Genomic DNA, 21037 nt, shown 5'->3' on the forward strand with positions numbered 1-21037 from the left:
GATGGATCAGACGCGCAACGATGACGGCGCTTTCCCGGCGTCCGACCCGCAGGCTCAGGTCGACAAAATCCGTCCGATTCCGCGGATTTCGATCCAGGCCTTCTGCGAGACCGAGTCGGTGTCCCATCCGATCGAAATGGCCGGGGCGGACCGGCGCATGGCCAAAGCCCATCTGAAAGTGCAGATGGGAGGTATCAAGGCGGCGATCGAGCACTTCCAATCGGCGCCGACGCCCAATCTGGTGATCCTGGAATCGCGTCAGCGGCCGCAGGAGCTGATCGGCGAACTCGAGCTTCTGGCCGATGTCTGCGATCCCGGCTCCAAGGTCGTGATGATCGGCCACCACAACGACGTGGCACTTTATCGCGACCTGATCCATCGCGGCATTTCCGAATATCTCGTCGCGCCGGTCTCGCTTGCCGACGTGATGAGCGTGATCGGCGACCTGTTCACCGCCGAGGGCGCCGAACCGCTCGGCCGTACGATCGCCTTCGTCGGCGCCAAGGGCGGGGTTGGCTCCTCGACCATCGCGCACAATGTCGCCTGGTCGATCGCCAAGCTGTTTTCAAGCGACGTGGTGCTCGCCGATCTCGATCTCGCCTTCGGCACCGCCAACATCAATTTCGACCAGGATCCGGCTCAGGGCATCGCCGAGGCTCTGTTCTCGGCCGATCGGATCGACGACGTCTATTTCGACCGGCTGCTGGCCCAATGCGCCGACCATCTCTCGCTCTTGGCCGCCCCGTCGGTGCTCGATCGCACCTATGATTTTCCGGGCGACGCCTTCAATGCCCTCATCGAAATCGCCCAGCGCGGCGCGCCGGCCGTGGTGCTCGACGTGCCCCATAGCTGGAACGAGTGGACGCGCTCGGTGCTCTCGCGCGCCGACCAGGTGGTGATCACGGCAACGCCTGATCTCGCCAATCTGCGCAATGCCAAAAATCTCGTCGACAACTTGGTGAAGTTGCGGCCGAATGATTCGCTGCCGTTTCTGGTGCTCAACCAGTTGGCCATGCCGAAGCGGCCGGAGATTTCCTCGGCCGAATTCAGCGAGCCGCTGGGAGTCGAGCCTTTGGCCGAGATCGTGTTTGATCCAGGGGGCTTCGGCAATGCCGCCAATAGCGGCCGGATGATTGCCGAGATCGATTCCAAACATCCGGCGGTCTCGGTGTTTCACCACATTGCCCATGTGCTGACCGGCCGCGGTGAGGCGAAAAAGCAGAAGAAGGGCGGACTGCTCGAAAAGCTGCGGCTGCGCGCCTGACAGGGCAACGGCCTGCAAGATCCCCTTGGGGTGCCGGAACCGTTATCGGCTTCGTCACCCAAGGCGGTTGAACGAACCCGCCGCCGGAACCCCGTAAATCCGGTGGTCGGCGTCAGATGATCGGGGAGTGAGACAATGTTCGGCAAGCGCGGAAATGAACGAGCGCCAAGCCAGGGCGCGGCGACCATGCCCCGGCCGGCGCCGCCGCAGCCGGCGTCCGCAAGCCCGCGCCCGGCCACGCCGCCGCCACCGGCGCCAAGTGCGCCGGCCGCGCCCGCAGCCACGCGGACAGCTGCGCCGCCGGTGCCGGCGCCCCGGCCCACCGCCGACAAGTCGCCGGAATATTACGATCGCAAGAGTCAGGTCTTTGCGGCGCTGATCGACACCATCGACCTGTCGCAGCTTGCCGGCATGGAGCAGGAGGCGGCGCGCGAGGAAATCCGCGACATCGTCAATGACATCATCGCGATCAAGAACTTCGCCATGTCGATCGCCGAGCAGGAGGAGCTGCTCGCCGACATCTGCAACGACGTTCTCGGCTACGGCCCGCTGGAGCCGCTGCTCGCGCGCGACGACATCGCCGACATCATGGTCAATGGCTCCCGCCAGACCTTTATCGAAGTCAATGGCAAGGTCGAGGAGACGGCGATCCGTTTCCGCGACAATCAGCAGCTTCTCAACATCTGCCAGCGCATCGTCAGCCAGGTCGGCCGACGCGTCGACGAGACCTCGCCGATCTGCGATGCCCGTCTTCCCGATGGCTCGCGCGTCAACGTGATCGCCCCGCCGCTGGCGATCGATGGCGCCGCGCTGACCATTCGTAAGTTCAAGAAGGACAAGCTCACCCTTGATCAGCTCGTGCAGTATGGGTCGATCACACAGCCTGGTGCGGAGATCCTGCAGATCATCGGCCGGGTGCGCTGCAATGTGGTGATCTCGGGCGGCACCGGCTCCGGCAAGACCACGCTGTTGAACTGCCTCACCCGCTATATCGATGAAGACGAGCGCATCATCACCTGCGAGGATTCGGCCGAACTTCAGCTCCAGCAGCCGCATGTGGTGCGCCTGGAAACCCGTCCGCCCAATATCGAGGGCGAGGGTGAAATCACCATGCGCGATCTTGTCAAGAACTGCCTGCGTATGCGTCCCGAGCGGATCATCGTTGGCGAGGTGCGCGGACCCGAGGTCTTCGATCTGTTGCAGGCGATGAACACCGGTCACGATGGCTCGATGGGCACGATCCACGCCAACTCACCGCGCGAGTGCCTCAACCGCATGGAATCGATGATCGCGATGGGAGGCTATTCGCTGCCCTCGCGCACGGTCAAGGAGATCATCACCGGGTCGGTCGATGTGATCATCCAAGCCACCCGCCTGCGCGACGGCTCGCGCCGCATCACCCACATCACCGAGGTCATCGGCATGGAGGGCGATGTGATCACCACCCAGGACCTCTTCGTCTATAACATCGTCGGCGAGGATGCGGCGGGGCGGATCGTCGGCCGCCATCAATCGACCGGTATCGGCCGGCCGGCCTTCTGGGATCGCGCCCGCTACTTCAACGAGGAACAGCGGCTGGCGCGGGCATTGGATGCCAGCCTGCCCGAAGCCACCGAGGCGGCGATCTGATCCGATGGAAGCCGGCGCCCTCATCCTCTTCGTGCTGCTCTCGACGGTCGCGGCCGGCGGTCTCGCCTTCGCCGTGCTGCAGCCGCGTCTGGCCCGCGACAAGCGTGTCGCGCAGCGCCGCAATGTCGTCAGCCGCAATGAGAGCGATCGCAAGGCCCATAAGGTTCAGCGTGATCGCCTGCAGGAGCAGGTGAAGCGCCGCAGATCGATTCAGAACTCGCTGAAGGAACTGGAGGCACGGCAAAAGGAGCGTGACAAGAATCTCTCCAAACTGCCGTTGAAACGGCGAATGGAGCAGGCCGGCTGGAAGATCAGTGTCGGCCAGTTTGTCGCCATGAGTTTCGGTTTTGGTCTCTTTGCGACGCTGATATCCGTGGCTTTTGGGTTGCCCTTGCTGGTGATCTTCGGCATTGTCGTGATCGCGGGTCTCGGTCTGCCGCGATTTCTGCTCTCCCGCTCACGCAAGAAGCGCTTCCAAGCCTTTACGCAGGAATTCCCCACCGCGATTGATTTGATCGTGCGCGGCGTGAAATCCGGCTTGCCGCTGAACGACACCCTCAAGATGATCGCCGGCGAAACCTCCGAGCCGGTGCGATCGGAGTTTCGCCGGGTCGTCGAGAGCCAGCAGATGGGCATGTCGATGGCCGACTCGGTCGAGCGCCTGTACCGCAACATTCCGACGCCCGAGGTGAATTTCTTCGTCATTGTGATTGGCATTCAGGCTCAGGCGGGCGGCAACCTGTCCGAAGCGCTTGGCAATCTGTCGCGGGTGCTGCGCGAGCGCAAGAAGATGCGCGACAAGGTTCAGGCGGTATCGATGGAGGCGAAGGCCTCAGCCGGCATCATCGGTGCCTTGCCGGTGGTCGTCTTTGGCCTCGTGACCTTGACCAACCCCGCCTACATTAGCCTGCTCTACACCAATGTCTACGGCAAGATTCTGCTCGGTATCAGTGCAATCTGGATGCTCCTCGGTGTCCTGATGATGAAGAAGATGATCAATTTCGATATTTGATGGCGTCTGAACGGGACGCTTTGAAAATGCAAAATGACCTCACGATCGCCGCGCCTCGACATCGCCGCGCCGTCCGGTCGCTGTCACACAACGATGCGGTGCCGGGGTGATATCGGCAACGCTGATCCGCCACGGTTCGGAAAGCGGCACGCCATGCAAGACGTCTTTCAAACGCTCGGCCTGTCGAGCCAGTTCGTTCTCAGCGCGATCGTGGCTATCGGCGTGTTCACCACGTTGCTGGCGATCGCCGTGCCAATCCTTGCCGGGAACAAGTTGAAGTCGCGGATGAAGGCCGTCGCGCTCGAGCGCGATCAGATCCGCGCCCGCGAGCGCGCCCGCCTCGCTTCGGAAAAGGAGCGGGGCCGGGGATTGCGCCAGGAGCACAATCGCGGCTTTGCCGGCATGGTGGTCGAGCGGCTCAATCTGCGCAGCGCGCTCGTCGACGACAAGACCGTCGCCAATCTGAGGGCCGCCGGCTATCGCGGCCAGCGGCCGCTGACAATGTTTCTGTTCGCACGCGTGACGATCCCGCTCGTTTTTTTCGCGATCGCGGCATTTTACATCTTCGGTCTTGGCCTCTTGGCGAGCTGGCCATTCCCCGTCCGGTTGCTGGTCTTTTTGATCGCTGGTTATCTCGGTTTCTACATACCTGTCATTCTGGTCAACAACACCGCCCAGAAGCGTCGCCAGTCGATTATGCAGGCGTGGCCGGATGCGCTCGATCTGCTGTTGATCTGCGTCGAATCGGGGAGCTCGATCGAGGCGGCCTTCCGCCGGGTCGCCGAGGAGGTCGGCATTCAGTCGATCCCGCTGGCCGAGGAACTCACCCTTTTGACCGCAGAGCTGTCCTTTCTGCCTGACCGCAAGCAGGCCTATGACAACCTCTCCAGCCGCACCGGGCTCGAGGGAGTCAAAGCCGTTTGTACAGCGCTAATCCAGGCCGAACGTTACGGCACGCCGATCAGTCAGGCGCTGCGCGTCATGGCGCAGGAAAACCGCGACATCCGCATGAACGCCGCCGAAAAGAAAGCGGCCGCTCTGCCGCCGAAACTGACCGTGCCGATGATCGTGTTCTTCCTGCCGGTCCTCTTCGTCGTCATCCTCGGGCCGGCCGTGATTCGAGTCTTCGGTCTGGAGTGAGATCGCTTCGCCCGCCGGCTATGGCGTCTGCATGGCGCGCTGCGGTCTCCGTTTCCGGGCGCTCGCGGGGAATGTCGATGGTGAAGCACGTGCCCTTGCCGACGGTGCTGTCGACCTTAATCGAGCCGCTGAGCATGCCGGTCACCAGATTATAGATGATATGCAGGCCGAGGCCGGTCGAGCCGGAGCCCCGGCCGGTGGTGAAAAACGGGTCGAAGATCCGCGCCTGGTGTTCCGCCGCGATCCCGCGGCCGTCGTCACAGAAGGTGATCGCGACCCGATCGGCGCCTTTGGGTTCAACCTTGACCGAAACGGTGCCGCTGTCGCCCGGCGCAAAGCCGTGAGCATAGGCGTTGGTGAGAAGGTTGGTGAGAACCTGGGACAACGCGCCAGGATAGGAGATCATGACGATGTCCGGCGCGCAGTCCACCGTCATGCGGTGGGAAAACCGCCGGCGCATCGGACCGAGGCTGCGGAACAGGTCGTCGAGGAAGTCACTCATCATGAAGGCACGGCGTTCGCCGCTCGCCTGATCGGCCGCGACCTGTTTGAAGCTGGCGACGAGTTCGGCGGCGCGATCGAGATTGGCGTTGACGAGGCGGGCGCCCTCGCCGGTGCGGGCGATGAAATCGTCGAAGGCCTGACGGGTGACTTTTCCTTCGGCGGTTGCCTGGCCGAATTTCTCGGTCTCCTGGCGCATCACCGTGGCGGTGGTGAGGGCGACGCCGAGCGGCGTGTTGATCTCGTGGGCGATGCCGGCGACGAGCTGGCCGAGGGATGCAAGCTTCTCCCTTTGCAGGAGTTCGCTCTGGGTCCGTTTGAGCTTGGCAAGCGTCGTGTCGGTCTCGTCCTTGGCACGCCGCAATGCTCCCTCGCGCTTTTGCAACTCCGCGAGAAAGTGGTTGGTGGCACGGGCCATTCGGCCGATCTCGTCGCTCCGCTCGGCTTCGGGCAAGGCGCCCTTTGCGGGTTCTGCGGCACGCACCCGCATGTCCTGTTCGAGCCGTTTCAGCGGCCGGGTAATCGAGCCGGCGACGACGAGACCGAAGACGACGGCAACCGCAAGGCCGATGGCGGCGCTGAAGGCGAGGATCTGGCGGGCCTTGTCGCCCGCCGCTTCCGCATGGCGGGACAGGCTGGCATTGAGATTGGAAACCTCGAAGACCATGCCGTTGGAGGCAGCCACCATACGCCGCAAGATGGCGTTCTGGATTGCGAAATCAGCCCGCGCTCCGGTGAGCTCCCGCTGCCAGGAATCGAGAGCTTCCAGCATGCCGGAGCGCTGGGACGCGGCGACTAGCAGATCGCCGATGGCGCGCCGCAGCCTACCACTGCTTGCCGCCAGATCAGCGATGGCGGCGAGCTTGTGGCGGCGCATCGCCTCTTCACTTTTGTCAGCGAGCAGGATGGTCTGCACGGCGACGTCCTGCGCCTTCGCGGGCGTTGGCGGATTGATTGCTTGCAACGCAGAGGCAATATTTTGCCGCTGCGGACCGGCGGCCGCGTTGCTCGTTTCAGAGCCGCGTGCGCGGACCGCTTCGACGAGCGCCCTCAATCGGCCGAGTTGGTTATTCATCCGCCGGGTACGCCGATCACTGGCCGCGATCACCGTCTCCAACTCCCCCATCGCGGTGCGAAACCGGTTAAGGGCGTTGATCGTCGCGGTGATCGCGTCGCGTTGGTCGGGATCTGAGACGGTCCGATCGAGCTCTCCGAGGCCTGCCGAGGCAGCGCCGGCATTGGCAAGAAACGAGCCGAGATGGGTGCTTCGCTCCATCGGCTCGGCCTGGATGAAGTCGGTCTGGGCGCTCATCGCTGAGACGACGTGGCGAAAGACATTGGAGACCGTCAGGGCGCCGCGCCGCGCATGATCCGCCCGATCGAAAAGGACCGTGGCGGCGATGCCGAGCGCCACGGCGAGAACGATCGGAATCGCGCCGACCAGAAAGACTTTCCGCGTGATCGAGAGCCGGAATATGGTCGTGTCCTTCCCAGCCATCATTCTATCTCAGCCTCGCCCGGCCGCTGAAACCGGGCATGTTTCTGAAGCATTTCTTCGCCGTTGCCCCAGCGCCGGCCGAGACCGGCGCGGGCGATGCCGGTCTTACTCCGGCGAGAAGATGTAGCCGACGCCACGCACCGTGCGGATCACCGTCGGGCGGGCCGGATCGGGCTCAATCTTTTTGCGGATCCGGGTGATCCTGACGTCGACGGCACGATCGAAGGGCTCGTTGTCGCGGGCGCTGGCGAGGTCGAGCAGGCGTTCGCGCGACATGACGCGGCGCGGATTTTCGGCAAACGCCTTGAGCAGGATGAACTCCGAATGGACGAGCGGATGTTCCTCGCCGTCGCTGCCGCGTAGCGACCGGGTGTCGAGATCGAGCCACTTGGTTCCAAAGCGGATCTCGCGGCGGACGGGCGACGGTTCGGGTGGTGGCATGCTGGCCGCATGACGGGACCGGCGCAGCACCGAGCGGATCCGGGCGAGAAGCTCCCGCAGCTCACAAGGCTTGGCGAGATAGTCGTCGGCGCCGAGTTCCAGGCCGACAACACGATCGACGAGGCTTGCTGTCGCGGTCAGCATGATCACCGGAACCGGGCTCTCGGTCTTCAGCCGGCGGACGATCGAAAGGCCGTCCTCACCCGGCATGTTGAGATCGAGGACGATCAGATCCGGTTGTTCGATCGCCATTTGATCGCGCAACGCCTTGCCACCATCGAGAAGACGGACACGAAAGCCGTTCATGGCGAGATAATCACCGATCAGTTCGCGCGTCTCGACTTCGTCGTCGACAACGAAGAGGATGGGCTCGGCACGCATGACCATCAGGACTCCCGAAGCGGAAGTAGGATTGAAAAGCTGGCACCGCCGAGCGCACCCTTCTCTTCGACGACGATTTCACCGTCATGCAGCTCGACGATTTTGGAAACGATCGACAGGCCGAGACCGGTTGAGCTTTCGCCGCCGGTCGGCTGGGCCGACAATCGTTGAAAGCGCCCGAACAGGCGCAAGGTGTCCTGGGCGTTGAGACCCGGACCGGAATCGGCCACCGTCACCCGGGCATTGCCGTTGCTGCGAACGGCCTCGATCCTGATATCGCCACCGGGCGGGGCATATTTCATCGCATTGCTGACGAGGTTGTCGATCGCTTCCGCAAGCCGGTCGGGATCGCCCTCGATCATCAAGCGCTCGGCGATCGAGATCGCGAGGCTTTGGCCCTTGCGATCGGCGATCGCGCGGCTGAGTTCGGCCGTCGTCTCGGTGATCGCCGCCAGATCGACGCTGCGCCGCTCAATGGTGATGTCGAGGGCATCGGCCAGGGCGTCGGCGATGGATCTCTCGACGATCCGGGTCATCCGTTCGGCCGAGGCGCGGATATGATCGAGCTGCTTGGCAAAGCGCTCGCGCATCTCGGTTTCGATCGTTTCGGTCAGACTGGTCAGCATCTCGGAGCGTCCAAGGACGACCGCGATCGGATTTTTTAGATCATGGGCGATGGTGCCGAGGATTTCGTTCTTGAAGGCGTTGACCCGCTTCAACAAGGCGCGTTGCGCGCGCAGTCGTTCATTGGCGCCGGCAAGTTCAAGCGTGCGTTCGGCGACACGCGCTTCCAGTTCTTCGTTGGCCAGACGCAATTCGTCGTAGAGCCGCGCATTGTCGAAGGCGATGGCGAGCTTGGCCGAAAACACCGAAACCAGCGAGGCCTGGGTTTCCGACAAGTCGTCGGCGGTGGCGAGCGCGACCAGGATTTCCGCGCCGCTGCCGGTTTTGACGAACAGGCAAACGAGGCCGTCGTGCCGGAAGGGCTTACCGGCGCTCGCCGCATGGGCGAACAATCGGCTGCGATCGAACGGCATGCAGTCGGTGGATTCGAATTTGCCGAGGCTGGCAAGGACATGAGGGTCGGCGCCGTTGGTCTCACGCATGATCAAGATGCCGTCGGTCTCGATCTCGAGCAGCGCGCTGATCTGGATCAACACGCCATGGGCCAGGGTCTGGAGCGAACGATCGTCGAATAGCGAGGCGGATGCGCCGACGATCATCTCAAGGCCGATTCGGGTGTCGTCGAGGCGCTTCAGCTGGTCGAAACCGCGCAGCGCCGTCGTCAGCGTGGTGAACAGTTTGTCGGCCGTCAACTCGGTCTTCGCCTTGTAATCGTTGATGTCATAGTCGACGACCACTTGGCGTTCCGGTGCCTGGCCCGGCTGGCCGGTTCGCAAGATGATGCGGATCAGCTCGTTCTTCAGCTCTTCGCGGATGCGTTTGGCCAGTTTCAGTCCGGCATCGTCGCTCTCCATCACCACGTCGAGCAACACGACAGCCGTGTCGGGATGGGCCTTCAGAAGCTCAAAGCCCTCCTCTGCCGAGCGGGCGCCGACGATTTCCAATCCATATCCTTCGAGGACGAAATGGCGGAGCGCGAAGCGTGTGCCCTCGTGGACGACCTCGTCGTCATCAATGACGGCGAGCTTCCAACCAGGCTCGATCGCCGGCTGGCGAAGGGGGTCGTCAATCGTCGCAAATTCCAGGAAATCACTTGGCATCGGCGCGGCGATCGTCGTTTCGCTGGTCGGCGAGAGATGTGTCCGCTAGTGCTCCGGAAGGTAGACCAGCCGGATTATCAGCAGAACTTGGATGAGAAGCGCGAAATTGTTCGATCATCGTCTCTCGAAAGGCATTTTTTGACATTTAACCGGCAAGCGACTCAAAATTCAAAGGCATTTTTCCGTAACGGCAGTTTAAGGGCGAGCTTGATCTCACATGATGATCGGTCACCGCTTGAAAGACTGCGCCGGACAATGCTTGAGGGTTTTCGATGAAGCGATTGGGTTCTCAGAGAAAAAGAGATCCATCTCAGTCCTGGCGAGTGATGGGAAACGGCGCCCAAATCCTTCAGAATGGAGCGATTCATTTGGGGTGGCGGAATGGGAGGCGTGTTGGAGGGACTTCGCAAATGCGTTTCATGGCGTTATCCAACCGGCTCGACTGGCTGCTTCGACATCGAAGCTGGCGATGGATGGGGGCAGTGCGGCCGTGTTTCATCGCTGCTTCATGGCAAGGCGATCGGATTTTGTCGGTGTTTCGTCGCGGGACGGGTCCAACTGTCGATCGGGCCGGCCCAGCATTGCCCATCATATGCCCGTCGTAAGATGGCGGTCCGCACACCAAACGAGACGGAAGCGGCCGCGCCTTTGCGGTTAAAACGCTGGGCACTGGTGGCACTTGGGGATTTGCATGCAAGCATTCGACGCACTCGATGAAGAACTCGACCGCTGGACCGCGAGCGGCCGCACGGTGGCGCTATGGTGGCGCGACGACGATGCGGCGGGCGCCAGTGCGCAGCTGACGCGGCTGATCGGCGCCGCGCGGCGTCACCGCTTGCCGCTGGCGATCGCCGCGGTGCCCGCGACGATGCAGCCGGATCTCGTCGGAGCGCTGGCGGTGCCTGGGATCACGGTGCTGCAGCACGGCTTTGCCCATCGCAATCACGCCGGTGCCGGCATGCGGGCGGTCGAATGCGGTGGCGATCGCGCGACCAAGGCGGTCCTCGACGAGCTCGGCGAGGGCATGCGGATCTTGATGCGGACGTTCGGCGCGAGCTTCCTGCCCTTCATGGTGCCGCCGTGGAACCGGATTGATCCGCTGGTCGCGGCGGCCCTGCCGCAGCAGGGCTATTTCGGCCTGTCCGGGTTTGGGCCGCGCCTCTATCAAGGCGCCGGCGGCGGCGGCGCGACCGACGGCCAGCCGCTGGCGCTGCCGCCGCGGCTGGCGGCGATCAACGCCCATCTCGACCTTCTCACCTGGAAGGGCGGGGCGCGTTTTGCCGGCATTGAGAAGCTGATCACGCTCTTTGCCGAGCGCTTGGCCGATCGCCGGCTGCGGCGAACCGATCCGGACGAGCCCTTCGGCCTTCTCACCCATCACCTCGACCATGACGAGGCGACCTGGTCGTTTCTGGAGCGGCTGCTCGGGCGACTCGGGGCGCATCCGGCAATCCGCTTTCAGCCGATCACCACTCTTCTTGCCGAAACTCCGATGGGCTGAGCGATGGCGGCGCACATTCGCCCAGCGGGCCTTGAGGACATCGACGCGGTCGCGGGGCTTCTCAATGAACGGATGAACGCCCGCATTCCAATCGAGCGATGGCGGCGGATCCTCGATTATCCGTTTCGCCCGCCGGAGGTCGAGCGTGGTTGGCTGGCCGAGGATGCCGGACGCATCGTCGGCTTCATGGGTACGATCTATTCGGACCGGCCCACCGCCAAGGGAATACGGCGCTTCTGCGATCTGTCGTCCTGGTATCTCCTGGCCGATTATCGCGGCAGCGGCGTCGGCGACGATCTCTTGCGGTCGGGCATGGCGAAGCCGGATGTCACCTATCAGACGATGACCGCTCGCCGTGCCACCGGTCGCAAGATCCGCGCGCTCGGCTTTTCGGTGCTCGATTCCACCCGCAGCCTGTTTCGCCCCGGCGCCAATCCCGGCATGGGCGGCTTGCGGCTCATTGCGGACGAGACGGCCATCCGCGAAAAGCTCACGGCGGCCCAGCGCCAAAGGCTCGACGACCATCGCGGCCTTGATATCCATCACGCCTATCTGGAAAGCGACAAGACCGGAACGGGCACCTGGCTCGTCTGGCAGCGCAAGCTGAAGGGCGCGGCGATCGCCTATCACGAGGTGCTGCACGCCTCCGATCTCAGTTTTCTCTCCCAGCATGCGAGCGCAATCGCCGATTGCGTCTGCACCGGTGAGGCGGCGGTGCTTGCCGTCGACACGCGGATGCTCGATGAATGCGCCGACAAGGGCGTCGTGGAGACGATCCCCTTGGCGCGCTGGTATCGCTCGCCGGACGTCGCGCCTCGCGATATCGATCATCTCTACAGCGAAGTGCTGCTGCTCGATCAAAAGCTGCCCTGAACGGTTACGGCGACGGCGGATCGGCACGAGGCTCTTGGCCAACATCGAGTCGGCCGGTTTTGGGGCGATGATCTCGACCGGCATGATGAACAGGCTGATGACCAGCTGGACCCGGCCAGCCAGTTTTTCGCTGCCGGCATTGACACGGGAGATGTCTGCCACGATCTGCGCGGACAGCGGCCGGGGCACGGATCGGTCGATCAAAGTCTCAGCATGAGCGGGCTTGTTTCGGCACCGGGGCGCGGATGATCGTGGCTGCAGGTTCGCCGCAAAGGCCGCCGACGCAAGGCGATGCCGCACGCGACTCTGTGTGACGCATTGGAAACACTCGCAACGGCATCATCTGTCCTTCGGCTTGTCTCTGCCACGAGATGACGGCAATCGCGGCCATGCTTGCTTGATCGGACGATGGCGACGCAATAGGAAGAATCATCGGACGGGCAGCCGGAAACGTGCCGGAGGGCAGCGGTACAACCTTCCGAAACGTCAGTATATGCCCCCCCCCCGGGGACGGTTGAACCGTCGCCCATTCGGGGTCGTCCCAGCGTCAAAACGGGCGGCGACAGGAGTTGCCATGCAGTCTCGGTCTCCCCGCATCCTGATCTACAGCCACGACACCTTCGGCCTTGGTCATTTGCGACGCAGTCGGGTGATCGCCCAGGCGCTGGTCGATCATCGGCCGGAGATTTCGATCCTCATTGTCGCCGGCTCGCCGGTGGTCGGCTCCTTCAGCTTTCCGCCGCAGGTGGATTTCATCCGCGTACCGGGCGTCGTCAAGCTTGGGGCGGAAAGCTACGCGCCTTCCAATCCCGGCCTGTCGATCGAGGATTTGACCGAGATCCGCTCGGCGATCATCACCAAGACCGCCGAGATCTTCGATCCCGACATCTTCCTTGTCGACAAGGAGCCGCTCGGTATGCGCGGCGAGGTCGAGGCGAGCCTGAATTTCCTCAAGTCGACCGGGTGCCGGCTGGTTCTGGGCCTGCGCGACATCATGGATGACCCCTCGCGGCTGAGCGAGGAATGGCAGCGCAAGGGCGCCTTTGCCGCCATCGAAAGCCTCTACGACGACGTCTGGATCTACGGCCTGCCGGAGATCTGTGATCCGCTGGAAGGGATCGGGGTCTCTCAGCGGATCCGCGACCATGCCGTGTTCACCGGCTATCTACCCCGCGCCGACGAGCCCTCGGGCGCACTGCCCGAGCGGATCCGCCTCGGCGAGCAGCCTTATGTGCTTGTCACCACCGGTGGCGGTGGCGATGGGGCGCGGCTGGTCGACTGGGTGCTGCGCGCCTATGAGAGCGATCCGGCGATCGGGGTGCGGGCAAAGATCGTGCTTGGTCCATTCATGGAGACGGGCTTCGCCGCCGACTTCCAGACCCGTGCGGCCAAGCTCGACAGTGTCGATCTGATCACCTTTGCCGCCTCCATCGAACCCTTGTTCGAGGGGGCTGAGGGGGTCGTCGCCATGGGCGGCTACAACACCTTTTGCGAAATCCTCTCCTTCGACAAGCCGGCGGTGATCGTGCCGCGTCGCCAGCCCCGGCTCGAGCAGTTCATTCGGGCGTCGCGGGCTGCCGACCTTGGCCTTGCGCGCATGTTGCTTGACGATGAGGTCGAGGATGCCGCGGTGATGGCGGAGGCAATTCGAGCGCTGCCCGGTCAGGCCGGTCCGCAGTCGACGGCGATCCCGAAGCTGCTCGGCGGTGTCGAGACGATCCGCCGGCTGGTCGATGCGATCATTGCCGATGGTCGCCCCAGCGGCACGACGGGCCGCCGCGAGACGGCGGATGATCTGCGATACCGGATGGCCGGCGTCGGCCGGTCATGAGGATCTCGTTTTATGCGCCGATGAAGGCCCCGGACGACCCGGTGCCGTCGGGCGACCGGCAGGTTGCCCGCCATCTGATCGCCGCCCTGCAAAAGGCCGGACATACGGTGTCGATCGCCAGTCGCTTTCGTAGCTATGATCGCGGCGATCCGCAGCGCCAGGAGCGGCTGGCCGCGATCGGAAGCCGGCTCGCCCGGAGGCTGGCGAGGCGCTGGGACAAACCCGTGGCGAGGCCGGACCTCTGGTTCACCTATCACCTTTATCACAAGGCGCCGGACCATCTCGGGCCGGTGGTCAGCGCGGCGCTCGGGATCCCCTATGTCGTCGCCGAAGTGTCCGTCGCCGGCAAGCAGCGCGGCGGACCGTTTGACCGCGGCTATCGCGCCAGTGTCGACGCCCTGCGCCGCGCCGATCTCGTGTTCAACCTCAATGCCGACGACGCGGCCGGCATCGCCCCGCATCTGCGGCCCGGGGTACCGATGGCGGGCCTGTCGCCGTTCACCGATGTCGCCCCCCTCGCCGCGGCACGGGCCGAGCGCGACAAGGTTCGCGATCATCTGGCCGGCCGGTTTGGGCTCGATCCGGCGGTGCCCTGGCTGGTGACCGCGGCGATGATGCGGGCCGATCAGAAACTTGCCTCTTACCGGCTGCTCGCCGAAGCCCTGTCGCAGCTTGGCGGCGAGCAGTTCGCCCTGTTGGTCGCGGGCACGGGGCCGGCCGAGGCGGAGGTACGCCAGGCCTTTGCGAAGGCGGGCGTCTCCGCCGTCTTTCTCGGCCTTGTTCCCGACAGCGGGATGCCGGCGATTCTCGCCGCGTCGGATCTTTATGTCTGGCCGGCGATCAAGGAGGCCTTCGGCATGGCGCTGGTCGAGGCGGGCGCGGCCGGCCTGCCGGTGGTTGCCGGCAAGAGCTGCGGCGTTGCCGGCGTCGTCGAGGATGGGATCACCGGCCTCTTGGTGCCGCAGAATGAGGCGCTCGCCTTCGCGACGGGCGTTCGCGCATTGCTCGATCTCCGACGTCGCGCGGCATATTCCGACGCGGCCAGGCGGCAAGCGCAGGCGCACCACTCCGTCGAGGCCGCCGCATCGCGGCTCGACGCGGCGCTGCGCGAGGTTTCAGGGCGATTTGCGAGCGGCGAAACGTGCAATGCGATCGTGAGTCAGGTCTGATGCGGGTTCTCTTTCATGTCCAGCATCTTCTCGGCGTTGGCCATTTGCGGCGCGGCGAGTTGATCACCCGCGCGCTGGCCGCCCGCGGCATCGAGGTGACCGTCGCGCTTGGCGGCCATCCGGTACCGGAAATGCCCTTTGCCGATGCCGACGTGGTGGCCCTGCCGCCCGTCTCGATCGAGGGCGCGAATTTCAAGACGCTCTACGATGACGCCGGCCAGCCGATCACCGAGGCCTGGAAGGCGGCGCGGGTGAAGGCGCTCATCGACGTCTATGACGCGGTGCGCCCGGATGTCGTCTTGATGGAGATGTTCCCCTTTGGCCGCTGGCGCTTCCGCTTCGAGCTGGTGCCGCTGGTCGAGCACGTCAAGGCCGACAACCGCCCGGTCCAATGCGTCACCTCGGTGCGTGACATCCTGGTCGCAAGTCAGCGTCCCGACCGGGCGACATTTGCGGCGCGATTTGCCCGCGACCATTTGTCCGCGGTGCTCGTCCACGCCGATCCAACGCTCTTTACCTTCGACGAGACCTATCCCCATGCCGGCGAAATCGCCGATCTCATCCATTATACCGGCTATGTCACCGAGGATGCTGAGCGCGGGCCAGGGGAGCGGAACGGCAAAGTGGTCGTCTCGGCTGGTGGCGGGGCCGCGGCGGGGTCGCTGCTGCGCACCGCACTGGCGGCGCGCGAGCTCTGCCCGCCAACCATTCGTGACCGAGACTGGCACATCCTCACCGGGGCTCGGGCGAGCGACGCCGACACGGCCGCCCTCGTGGCGAAGGCCGATCGGCGCACCATCGTCGAGCGCTTCTCGCCGCGTTTTCAGGCGCTGCTCGACGGCGCTGCGCTGTCGATTTCCCAGGCGGGCTACAACACCGTGATGAATCTGTTGCGAGCCAAGATTCCGGCTGTCGTCGTACCCTATGAGGACGGCGGCGAGACCGAGCAGGCCTTTCGCGCCATGCGGCTGGAACAGCGCAATCTGCTCAACGTGGTGAACGGCGCGGCGCTGTCGCCACAAACTCTGGCGGCTGCGATCGTTTCGGCCGATGCCCGCCGCGATCGGCCGGTCTCGAGGATCGACCTCGAAGGGGCAAGCGCCAGCGCGGCCGCAATCGAACGGCTGATCCGGACCTGAGGGCAATGACGGGCTTGCGGGGCTTCAGGGCGAATTCCTCTGGCGAAGCCGCCCGGGCATCGTAATAATGACCATGTCATGGGATGATCGGCACGCTTGTCGGTGCGACCGCGCCACGGCACAGGATAGGACAGGGGAAAACGGCTTGGCGGGTGACTCGGGCGTGCTTTCGCCGCCGGCAACGACGGCGGTTTTGAACGATCGCGCGGCGGGTGCCCTCTTATCGGTCGAAAACCTGTCGGTCGAATTCCGCTCCATGGCCGGTATCACCAAGGCCGTCACCGGCTTTTCGATGACGATCGCGCCGGGGCGCACCGTGGCGTTGGTCGGCGAGTCGGGATCCGGCAAGTCGGTCACCTCCCAGGCGATCCTCGGCCTGCTGCCGAAGAACGGCGTCGTCACCTCCGGAAAGATCCAGTTCCGCGACAAACAGCTCGGCCTGGTCGATCTCGCCAAGATCCCGCGCGCCTCGCCGCAGTTTCGCTCGATTCGCGGTCGTTCCATTGCGATGGTGTTTCAGGAGCCGATGACGGCGTTTTCGCCGCTCCACACGCTGGGCGATCAGATCGGCGAGATGGCGGCTGCCCACCGCAGCGGGTCGAAGGCCGAGATTCGCGAGCTGACCGCCGAAACCCTGCGTCTGGTGCGCTTTCCCGAGCCGGAACGGGCAATGCGGATGTATCCGTTCGAGCTCTCCGGGGGCTTACGCCAGCGCGCGATGATCGCCATGGCACTGATGTGCCGGCCGCCGCTGTTGATCGCCGACGAACCGACGACCGCCCTCGACGTGACGTTGCAGGCGCAGATTCTCAAGCTCTTGAAGGATCTCCAGGCCGAGCTCGACATGGCGGTGCTGTTGATCACCCACGATCTCGGCGTCGTCGCCAATCTCGCCGAAGAGGTGGTGGTGATGCATCACGGCCGGATCGTTGAATCCGGCCCGGTCGGAACGATCTTCTCGGCGCCGTCGCATCCCTATCTCGTCTCGCTCATGAAGGCCGTACCGGATTTTTCCGACGCCGAGCGTCGGCGTTTGACCCCGATCCGCGAGATCCGGATCGACGCCGACATTCTGGTCAAGCCGAAGGCGCGGGGGCCGCTGGGCGCGCCGCTGATCACGGCGAGAGGTTTGCAGAAGAGCTTCTCGCTGCGCGGTGATCGCCGCCTTGTCGGCCGCGCGCCGGCCCGTGTCATCCACGCGCTGAACGACGTCTCGCTGACGGTGCGTCGGGGCGAATGCCTCGGCCTCGTCGGTGAATCGGGCTCGGGGAAAACGACCCTCGCCCGCGCCCTGATGCGGGCCGTGGCGGTCGATCGGGGCGAGATCGTACTGCATGGCGAAGGGGCGCCGGTCGATCTCGTCAGCGCCGACCGCGAGGCGTTGTTCAAGGTCAGGAAGCGCATGCAATATGTCTTCCAGGATCCGTTCTCCTCGCTCGATCCGCGCATGACGGTCGGGGCGATCTTGTCCGAGCCGCTGGAAATTCATGGGCTCTGCGCCAGCTCCGATCGCCGCGAGCGGGTCGAGCGGCTGCTGGCGGCCGTCGGCCTCGATCAAAGCTTTGCCGGCCGCTATCCGCACAGTTTTTCCGGTGGTCAACGCCAGCGGATCGGCATCGCCCGGGCGCTGGCCCTGGAACCCGAAATCCTCATCTGCGACGAGCCGGTGGCTGCCCTCGACGTTTCGGTTCAGGCGCAGATTCTCAATCTCTTGAAGGATCTGCAGCGCCTGTCGGGCCTGACCTATGTCTTCATCACCCACAATCTCGCGGTGGTGAATCACATCGCCGACCGCATCGTGGTGATGTGCGACGGGGCGATCGTCGAAATGGCGCCGCGCGAGGCGCTGCTGCGCCGGCCGCTTCACCCCTATACCAAGCTGCTGATTGAGGCCGTGCCCCACGCCGATCTCGGCCGGCCGTTGGATTTCAGCAACTTGCCCGAGGTCGGGCTGATCGGGCGCCGCGACTGGCCGGCGCCCTTCGCCGTGCGCCCGGACCAGCCGCTGCCGCCGCTGCTCGAAGCCGGTCCCGACCATTTCGTGCGGGCCAAGAGCCTCGATGGGCTGCTCTTGCGCGGTGACGATCGACATGACGCCGTACGTCTTGACCGCGAGGTCGGCGCATGAAAGCCGACGACGAACTCGACGAAAGCATCTTCCGCTATGTCTGGCGCTACACCAGGCGCCAGCAGATGTGGCTGTTCGGCGTCCTCTTGTTGTCGCTGCCGCTCTATTATCTGACGCTCGATCTACCCAAACGCATCGTCAACGGCCCGATCCAGGGCACATGGCCGGCCGGCCACACCGAGACGCTGTTCGCCTTCTCGATCCCGTTGCCCGGCTTTCTCGGCGGCGGCACGATCCATTTGTTCGACGGCATCGCGCTGGATCGCGTGGGCGTGCTGATCGGCCTGTCACTGACCTTTTTGTTCTTCGTCATCGTCAACGGCCTCTTCAAGTTCTACCTCTCGACCTACAAGGGCAAGCTCGGCGAGCGACTGTTGCGGCGGCTGCGATTTCAACTGGTCGATCGCGTGCTGCGGTTCCCGACGGGACGATTCAAGCAGGTGCGCGGCTCCGAGATCGCCTCGATGATCAAGGACGAGACCGAGCCGGTCGGCGGCTTCGGCGGCAGCGCCTTCGCCGATCCGGCGCTGCTCATGAGCCAGGCGTTGACGGCGCTCGTCTTCATCGTGATGCAGAATTTTTGGCTCGGCCTCGTCGCCGCGCTGATCGTCGCGGTGCAGATCATCATGATTCCGCGGATGCGCCGGCGGCTGGTGGTTCTGGCGCGCCATCGCCAGTTGACTGCGCGGATCCTGTCGGGCCGGATCGGCGAGGTGGTCGAAGGCATCGTCTCGATCCGCACCAACGACACCTCCAATTACGAGCGGGCGGAGATCGGCGAGCGGCTCGGCAAGATCCTGAAGATCCGCTACGACTTCTATCAGTGGAAGTTCTTCGTGAACTTCCTCAACAATCTGCTCGCCCAGACGACGCCCTTCATCTTCTATCTCGGCGGCGGCTATCTGGTGATCACCGGCCGGCTCGACATCGGCCAGCTGGTGGCGGTCATCGCCGCTTACAAGGATCTCCCCTCGCCGCTGAAGGAACTGATCGCCTGGGACCAGTTTCGGGTCGACGTGCAATCGAAATACGCTCAGATCCGCGAGCAGTTCGTGATCCCCGATCTGGTCGCGGCCGAGTTGCAGCAGATCAGCTTCGATGCGCCGCCGCGACTCGATGGCGAGGTGACGGTCAGCAATCTGAGGATCAGCGACGATTCCGGCAATGAGCTGCTTTATCCGACGACGGTGAAATTTGCCCCCGGTGAGAGCGTCGCGCTGGTCGGGCCGCCGGGCGGCGGCGGCGAATATCTTGCCGAGGCGCTGGTGCGGCTGCTGCAGCCGAGCGGTGGGCGGGTGGCGTTCGCCGGCGCGATGCTCGATACCATGCCGGATGCGATCCCCGGCCGGCGCCTCGGCTATTCGGCCTCTGGCCTGTTTCTGCCGCAGTTGAGCGTGCGCGATTCCCTGACCTACGGCTTGAAACACGCGCCGCTGCGGCGCGAGGAGCGGACCGACCGCGCCGAAATGCTGCGGCTCGAAGAAGCCCGGCTGTCCGGCAATATCGACCTCGACATCCGCGACGACTGGATCGACTATGAGGCGGCGGGCGTGTCCGGTGCGGATGCGCTGCCGCAGCGGCTGGCCGACGTGCTGGCGATCGTCGAGCTGCGAACCGAGATCGCTCGCCTCGGCCTGCGCGGCAAGTTGCCGGAGATGTTGGCAGAGGATGTCACCGGTCGCATCCTCGACGCGCGGGCGCGCTTTCGCCAGCGGCTGATCGAAGGCGGCGACGAGGACTATTTCGAGAGTTTCGATCGCCGTCGTTATTCCGACTATGCGACGGTGTTCGAGAATCTCGTCTTCGGCATCGCCGATCCCGATGCGGAGGCCGAGTGGCCGATGGCCGATCGCCCGTCGGTCCGCGCGGCACTCGAAGCGAGCGGCCTCGATGACAAGCTCGTTCGGGTCGGCCGGCAGATCGCCGAGACGCTGATGGATATCTTCGGCGATCTGGCTGCCGACAATCCGCTGCTCGACGACATGGATCTGATGTCGCCCGACGAGGTCGAGATCTATCGCGCGGCGTTGCGCCGAAGCGAGGGCGATGGCAAGCGTGAGACCCTTGACCGGCAAGCGTTTCAACGTCTCGCCTTCGGTTATGTCGAGCCGCGCCATCGCCTCGGCCTGCTCGAGCCCGAGCTGCAGCAGGCGATCGTCGCGGCTCGCGACCACTTTGCCGACGGGCTCGAGGCCGATCTGCGCGGCGCGGTGTCCCTGCACGATCCGGCCGGCATCAACCGGGCGGCAAGTCTGCAGGACAACATCCTCTTCGGCCGTATCATCACGCGCTATGCCGAGGCGGCGGGCCGCATCAACACGGTGTTGGCAGAGACGCTGCGCGAGGCCGGTCTGTTCGATGTGGTGTTCGATCTCGGGCTCGACTTCGATATCGGCAGTGGCGCCAAGCGGCTGTCCGCCGGCCAGCAGCAGAAGCTCACCTTGGCGCGGGCGATCTTGAAGCGGCCGGACGTTCTGGTCCTCAATCGGCCGCTGTCGGCGCTGGATGGCGAGACGCAGCGCCGGATCACCGCTGCCGTCCTCAATGCCCGTGAGGAGCTCGGCATTGCCGGCCAGACCGTCGTCTGGGTGCTGACCCATGCCGATCATGCCGAGCTTTTCGATCGGACCATGGCCTTCCGCGACGGGCGGCTCGACGCAAACGAAGAGCGACGGGCGCCGTCGATGGCGGTCACGTGAGGTCGCGGGCGGCGATTTTTGCCACGTCGCTGGTGCGTCGCGCGCGCCATGCTATTGATCGGGCTGGCCGCGGCGTGCCAAGCTTGGCAACGATCGATGCCGCGCCG

The 21037-nt window shown here is 64.5% G+C and carries 15 protein-coding genes; 12 read left to right on the top strand and 3 right to left on the bottom strand.

What is annotated here, in order from left to right:
- Nucleotide 1 precedes the first annotated feature (1 nt).
- The 4 genes from J1C48_RS13920 (at nucleotide 2) to J1C48_RS13935 (ending at nucleotide 5045) form a co-directional block, all read left to right on the top strand.
- Nucleotides 2–1264 (top strand): CpaE/TadZ family protein, encoded by a 1263-nt coding sequence (locus J1C48_RS13920; protein WP_207258570.1) that lies wholly within the window; start codon nucleotides 2–4, stop codon nucleotides 1262–1264.
- Between the two features lie 135 nt (nucleotides 1265–1399).
- The gene (locus J1C48_RS13925; protein WP_207258572.1) at nucleotides 1400–2893 is read left to right on the top strand and encodes a TadA family conjugal transfer-associated ATPase; all 1494 of its coding nucleotides are present in this window, start codon (nucleotides 1400–1402) and stop codon (nucleotides 2891–2893) included.
- Between the two features lie 4 nt (nucleotides 2894–2897).
- The gene (locus J1C48_RS13930; protein ID WP_207258575.1) at nucleotides 2898–3905 is read left to right on the top strand and encodes a type II secretion system F family protein; all 1008 of its coding nucleotides are present in this window, start codon (nucleotides 2898–2900) and stop codon (nucleotides 3903–3905) included.
- Nucleotides 3906–4058: 153 nt separating this feature from the next.
- Complete coding sequence (locus J1C48_RS13935) at nucleotides 4059–5045, top strand: type II secretion system F family protein (protein WP_207258576.1); 987 nt, start codon at nucleotides 4059–4061, stop codon at nucleotides 5043–5045.
- On the opposite strand, the gene J1C48_RS13940 is transcribed toward J1C48_RS13935, so the two are convergent.
- From J1C48_RS13940 to J1C48_RS13950, 3 genes are all read right to left on the bottom strand, one after another.
- On the bottom strand, nucleotides 5002–7047 hold the full coding sequence (locus tag J1C48_RS13940) for a sensor histidine kinase (protein ID WP_207258577.1): 2046 nt from the start codon (nucleotides 7045–7047) through the stop codon (nucleotides 5002–5004). The two genes, J1C48_RS13935 and J1C48_RS13940, sit on opposite strands and share 44 nt — an antisense overlap.
- A 102-nt stretch (nucleotides 7048–7149) precedes the next feature.
- Entirely contained in the window at nucleotides 7150–7866 is a 717-nt protein-coding gene (locus tag J1C48_RS13945) for a response regulator (protein WP_207258628.1), read from the bottom strand.
- A gap of 5 nt (nucleotides 7867–7871) precedes the next feature.
- Nucleotides 7872–9590 (bottom strand): sensor histidine kinase, encoded by a 1719-nt coding sequence (locus J1C48_RS13950; protein ID WP_207258578.1) that lies wholly within the window; start codon nucleotides 9588–9590, stop codon nucleotides 7872–7874.
- A 691-nt stretch (nucleotides 9591–10281) separates the two neighbouring features.
- Between J1C48_RS13950 and J1C48_RS13955 the strand changes: the two genes are divergently transcribed.
- From J1C48_RS13955 to J1C48_RS13990, 8 genes are all read left to right on the top strand, one after another.
- Nucleotides 10282–11091, top strand: coding sequence for a polysaccharide deacetylase family protein (locus J1C48_RS13955; RefSeq protein ID WP_207258579.1), 810 nt, complete (start codon nucleotides 10282–10284; stop codon nucleotides 11089–11091).
- Nucleotides 11092–11094: 3 nt separating this feature from the next.
- On the top strand, nucleotides 11095–11964 hold the full coding sequence (locus J1C48_RS13960; RefSeq protein WP_207258580.1) for a GNAT family N-acetyltransferase: 870 nt from the start codon (nucleotides 11095–11097) through the stop codon (nucleotides 11962–11964).
- 34 nt (nucleotides 11965–11998) lie between these two features.
- Complete coding sequence (locus J1C48_RS13965; protein ID WP_207258581.1) at nucleotides 11999–12181, top strand: hypothetical protein; 183 nt, start codon at nucleotides 11999–12001, stop codon at nucleotides 12179–12181.
- Between the two features lie 357 nt (nucleotides 12182–12538).
- Nucleotides 12539–13795 carry a glycosyltransferase family protein gene (locus J1C48_RS13970; protein ID WP_207258583.1) on the top strand — a complete coding sequence of 419 codons (1257 nt, stop codon included), beginning with the start codon at nucleotides 12539–12541 and terminating at the stop codon, nucleotides 13793–13795.
- Nucleotides 13792–14964, top strand: coding sequence for a glycosyltransferase family 4 protein (locus tag J1C48_RS13975; RefSeq protein ID WP_207258585.1), 1173 nt, complete (start codon nucleotides 13792–13794; stop codon nucleotides 14962–14964). The genes J1C48_RS13970 and J1C48_RS13975 overlap by 4 nt, the downstream gene beginning before the upstream one ends.
- The gene (locus tag J1C48_RS13980) at nucleotides 14964–16103 is read left to right on the top strand and encodes a glycosyltransferase family protein (RefSeq protein WP_207258587.1); all 1140 of its coding nucleotides are present in this window, start codon (nucleotides 14964–14966) and stop codon (nucleotides 16101–16103) included. The genes J1C48_RS13975 and J1C48_RS13980 overlap by 1 nt, the downstream gene beginning before the upstream one ends.
- Before the next feature lie 145 nt (nucleotides 16104–16248).
- Nucleotides 16249–18231, top strand: a complete 1983-nt coding sequence (locus J1C48_RS13985) for an ABC transporter ATP-binding protein (protein ID WP_231081797.1) — start codon at nucleotides 16249–16251, stop codon at nucleotides 18229–18231.
- Nucleotides 18228–20930 carry an ABC transporter ATP-binding protein/permease gene (locus J1C48_RS13990; RefSeq protein WP_207258591.1) on the top strand — a complete coding sequence of 901 codons (2703 nt, stop codon included), beginning with the start codon at nucleotides 18228–18230 and terminating at the stop codon, nucleotides 20928–20930. The genes J1C48_RS13985 and J1C48_RS13990 overlap by 4 nt, the downstream gene beginning before the upstream one ends.
- Nucleotides 20931–21037 lie beyond the last annotated feature (107 nt).

Source organism: Jiella flava (genome assembly GCF_017349315.1).
GTDB classification, from domain to species: domain Bacteria; phylum Pseudomonadota; class Alphaproteobacteria; order Rhizobiales; family Rhizobiaceae; genus Jiella; species Jiella flava.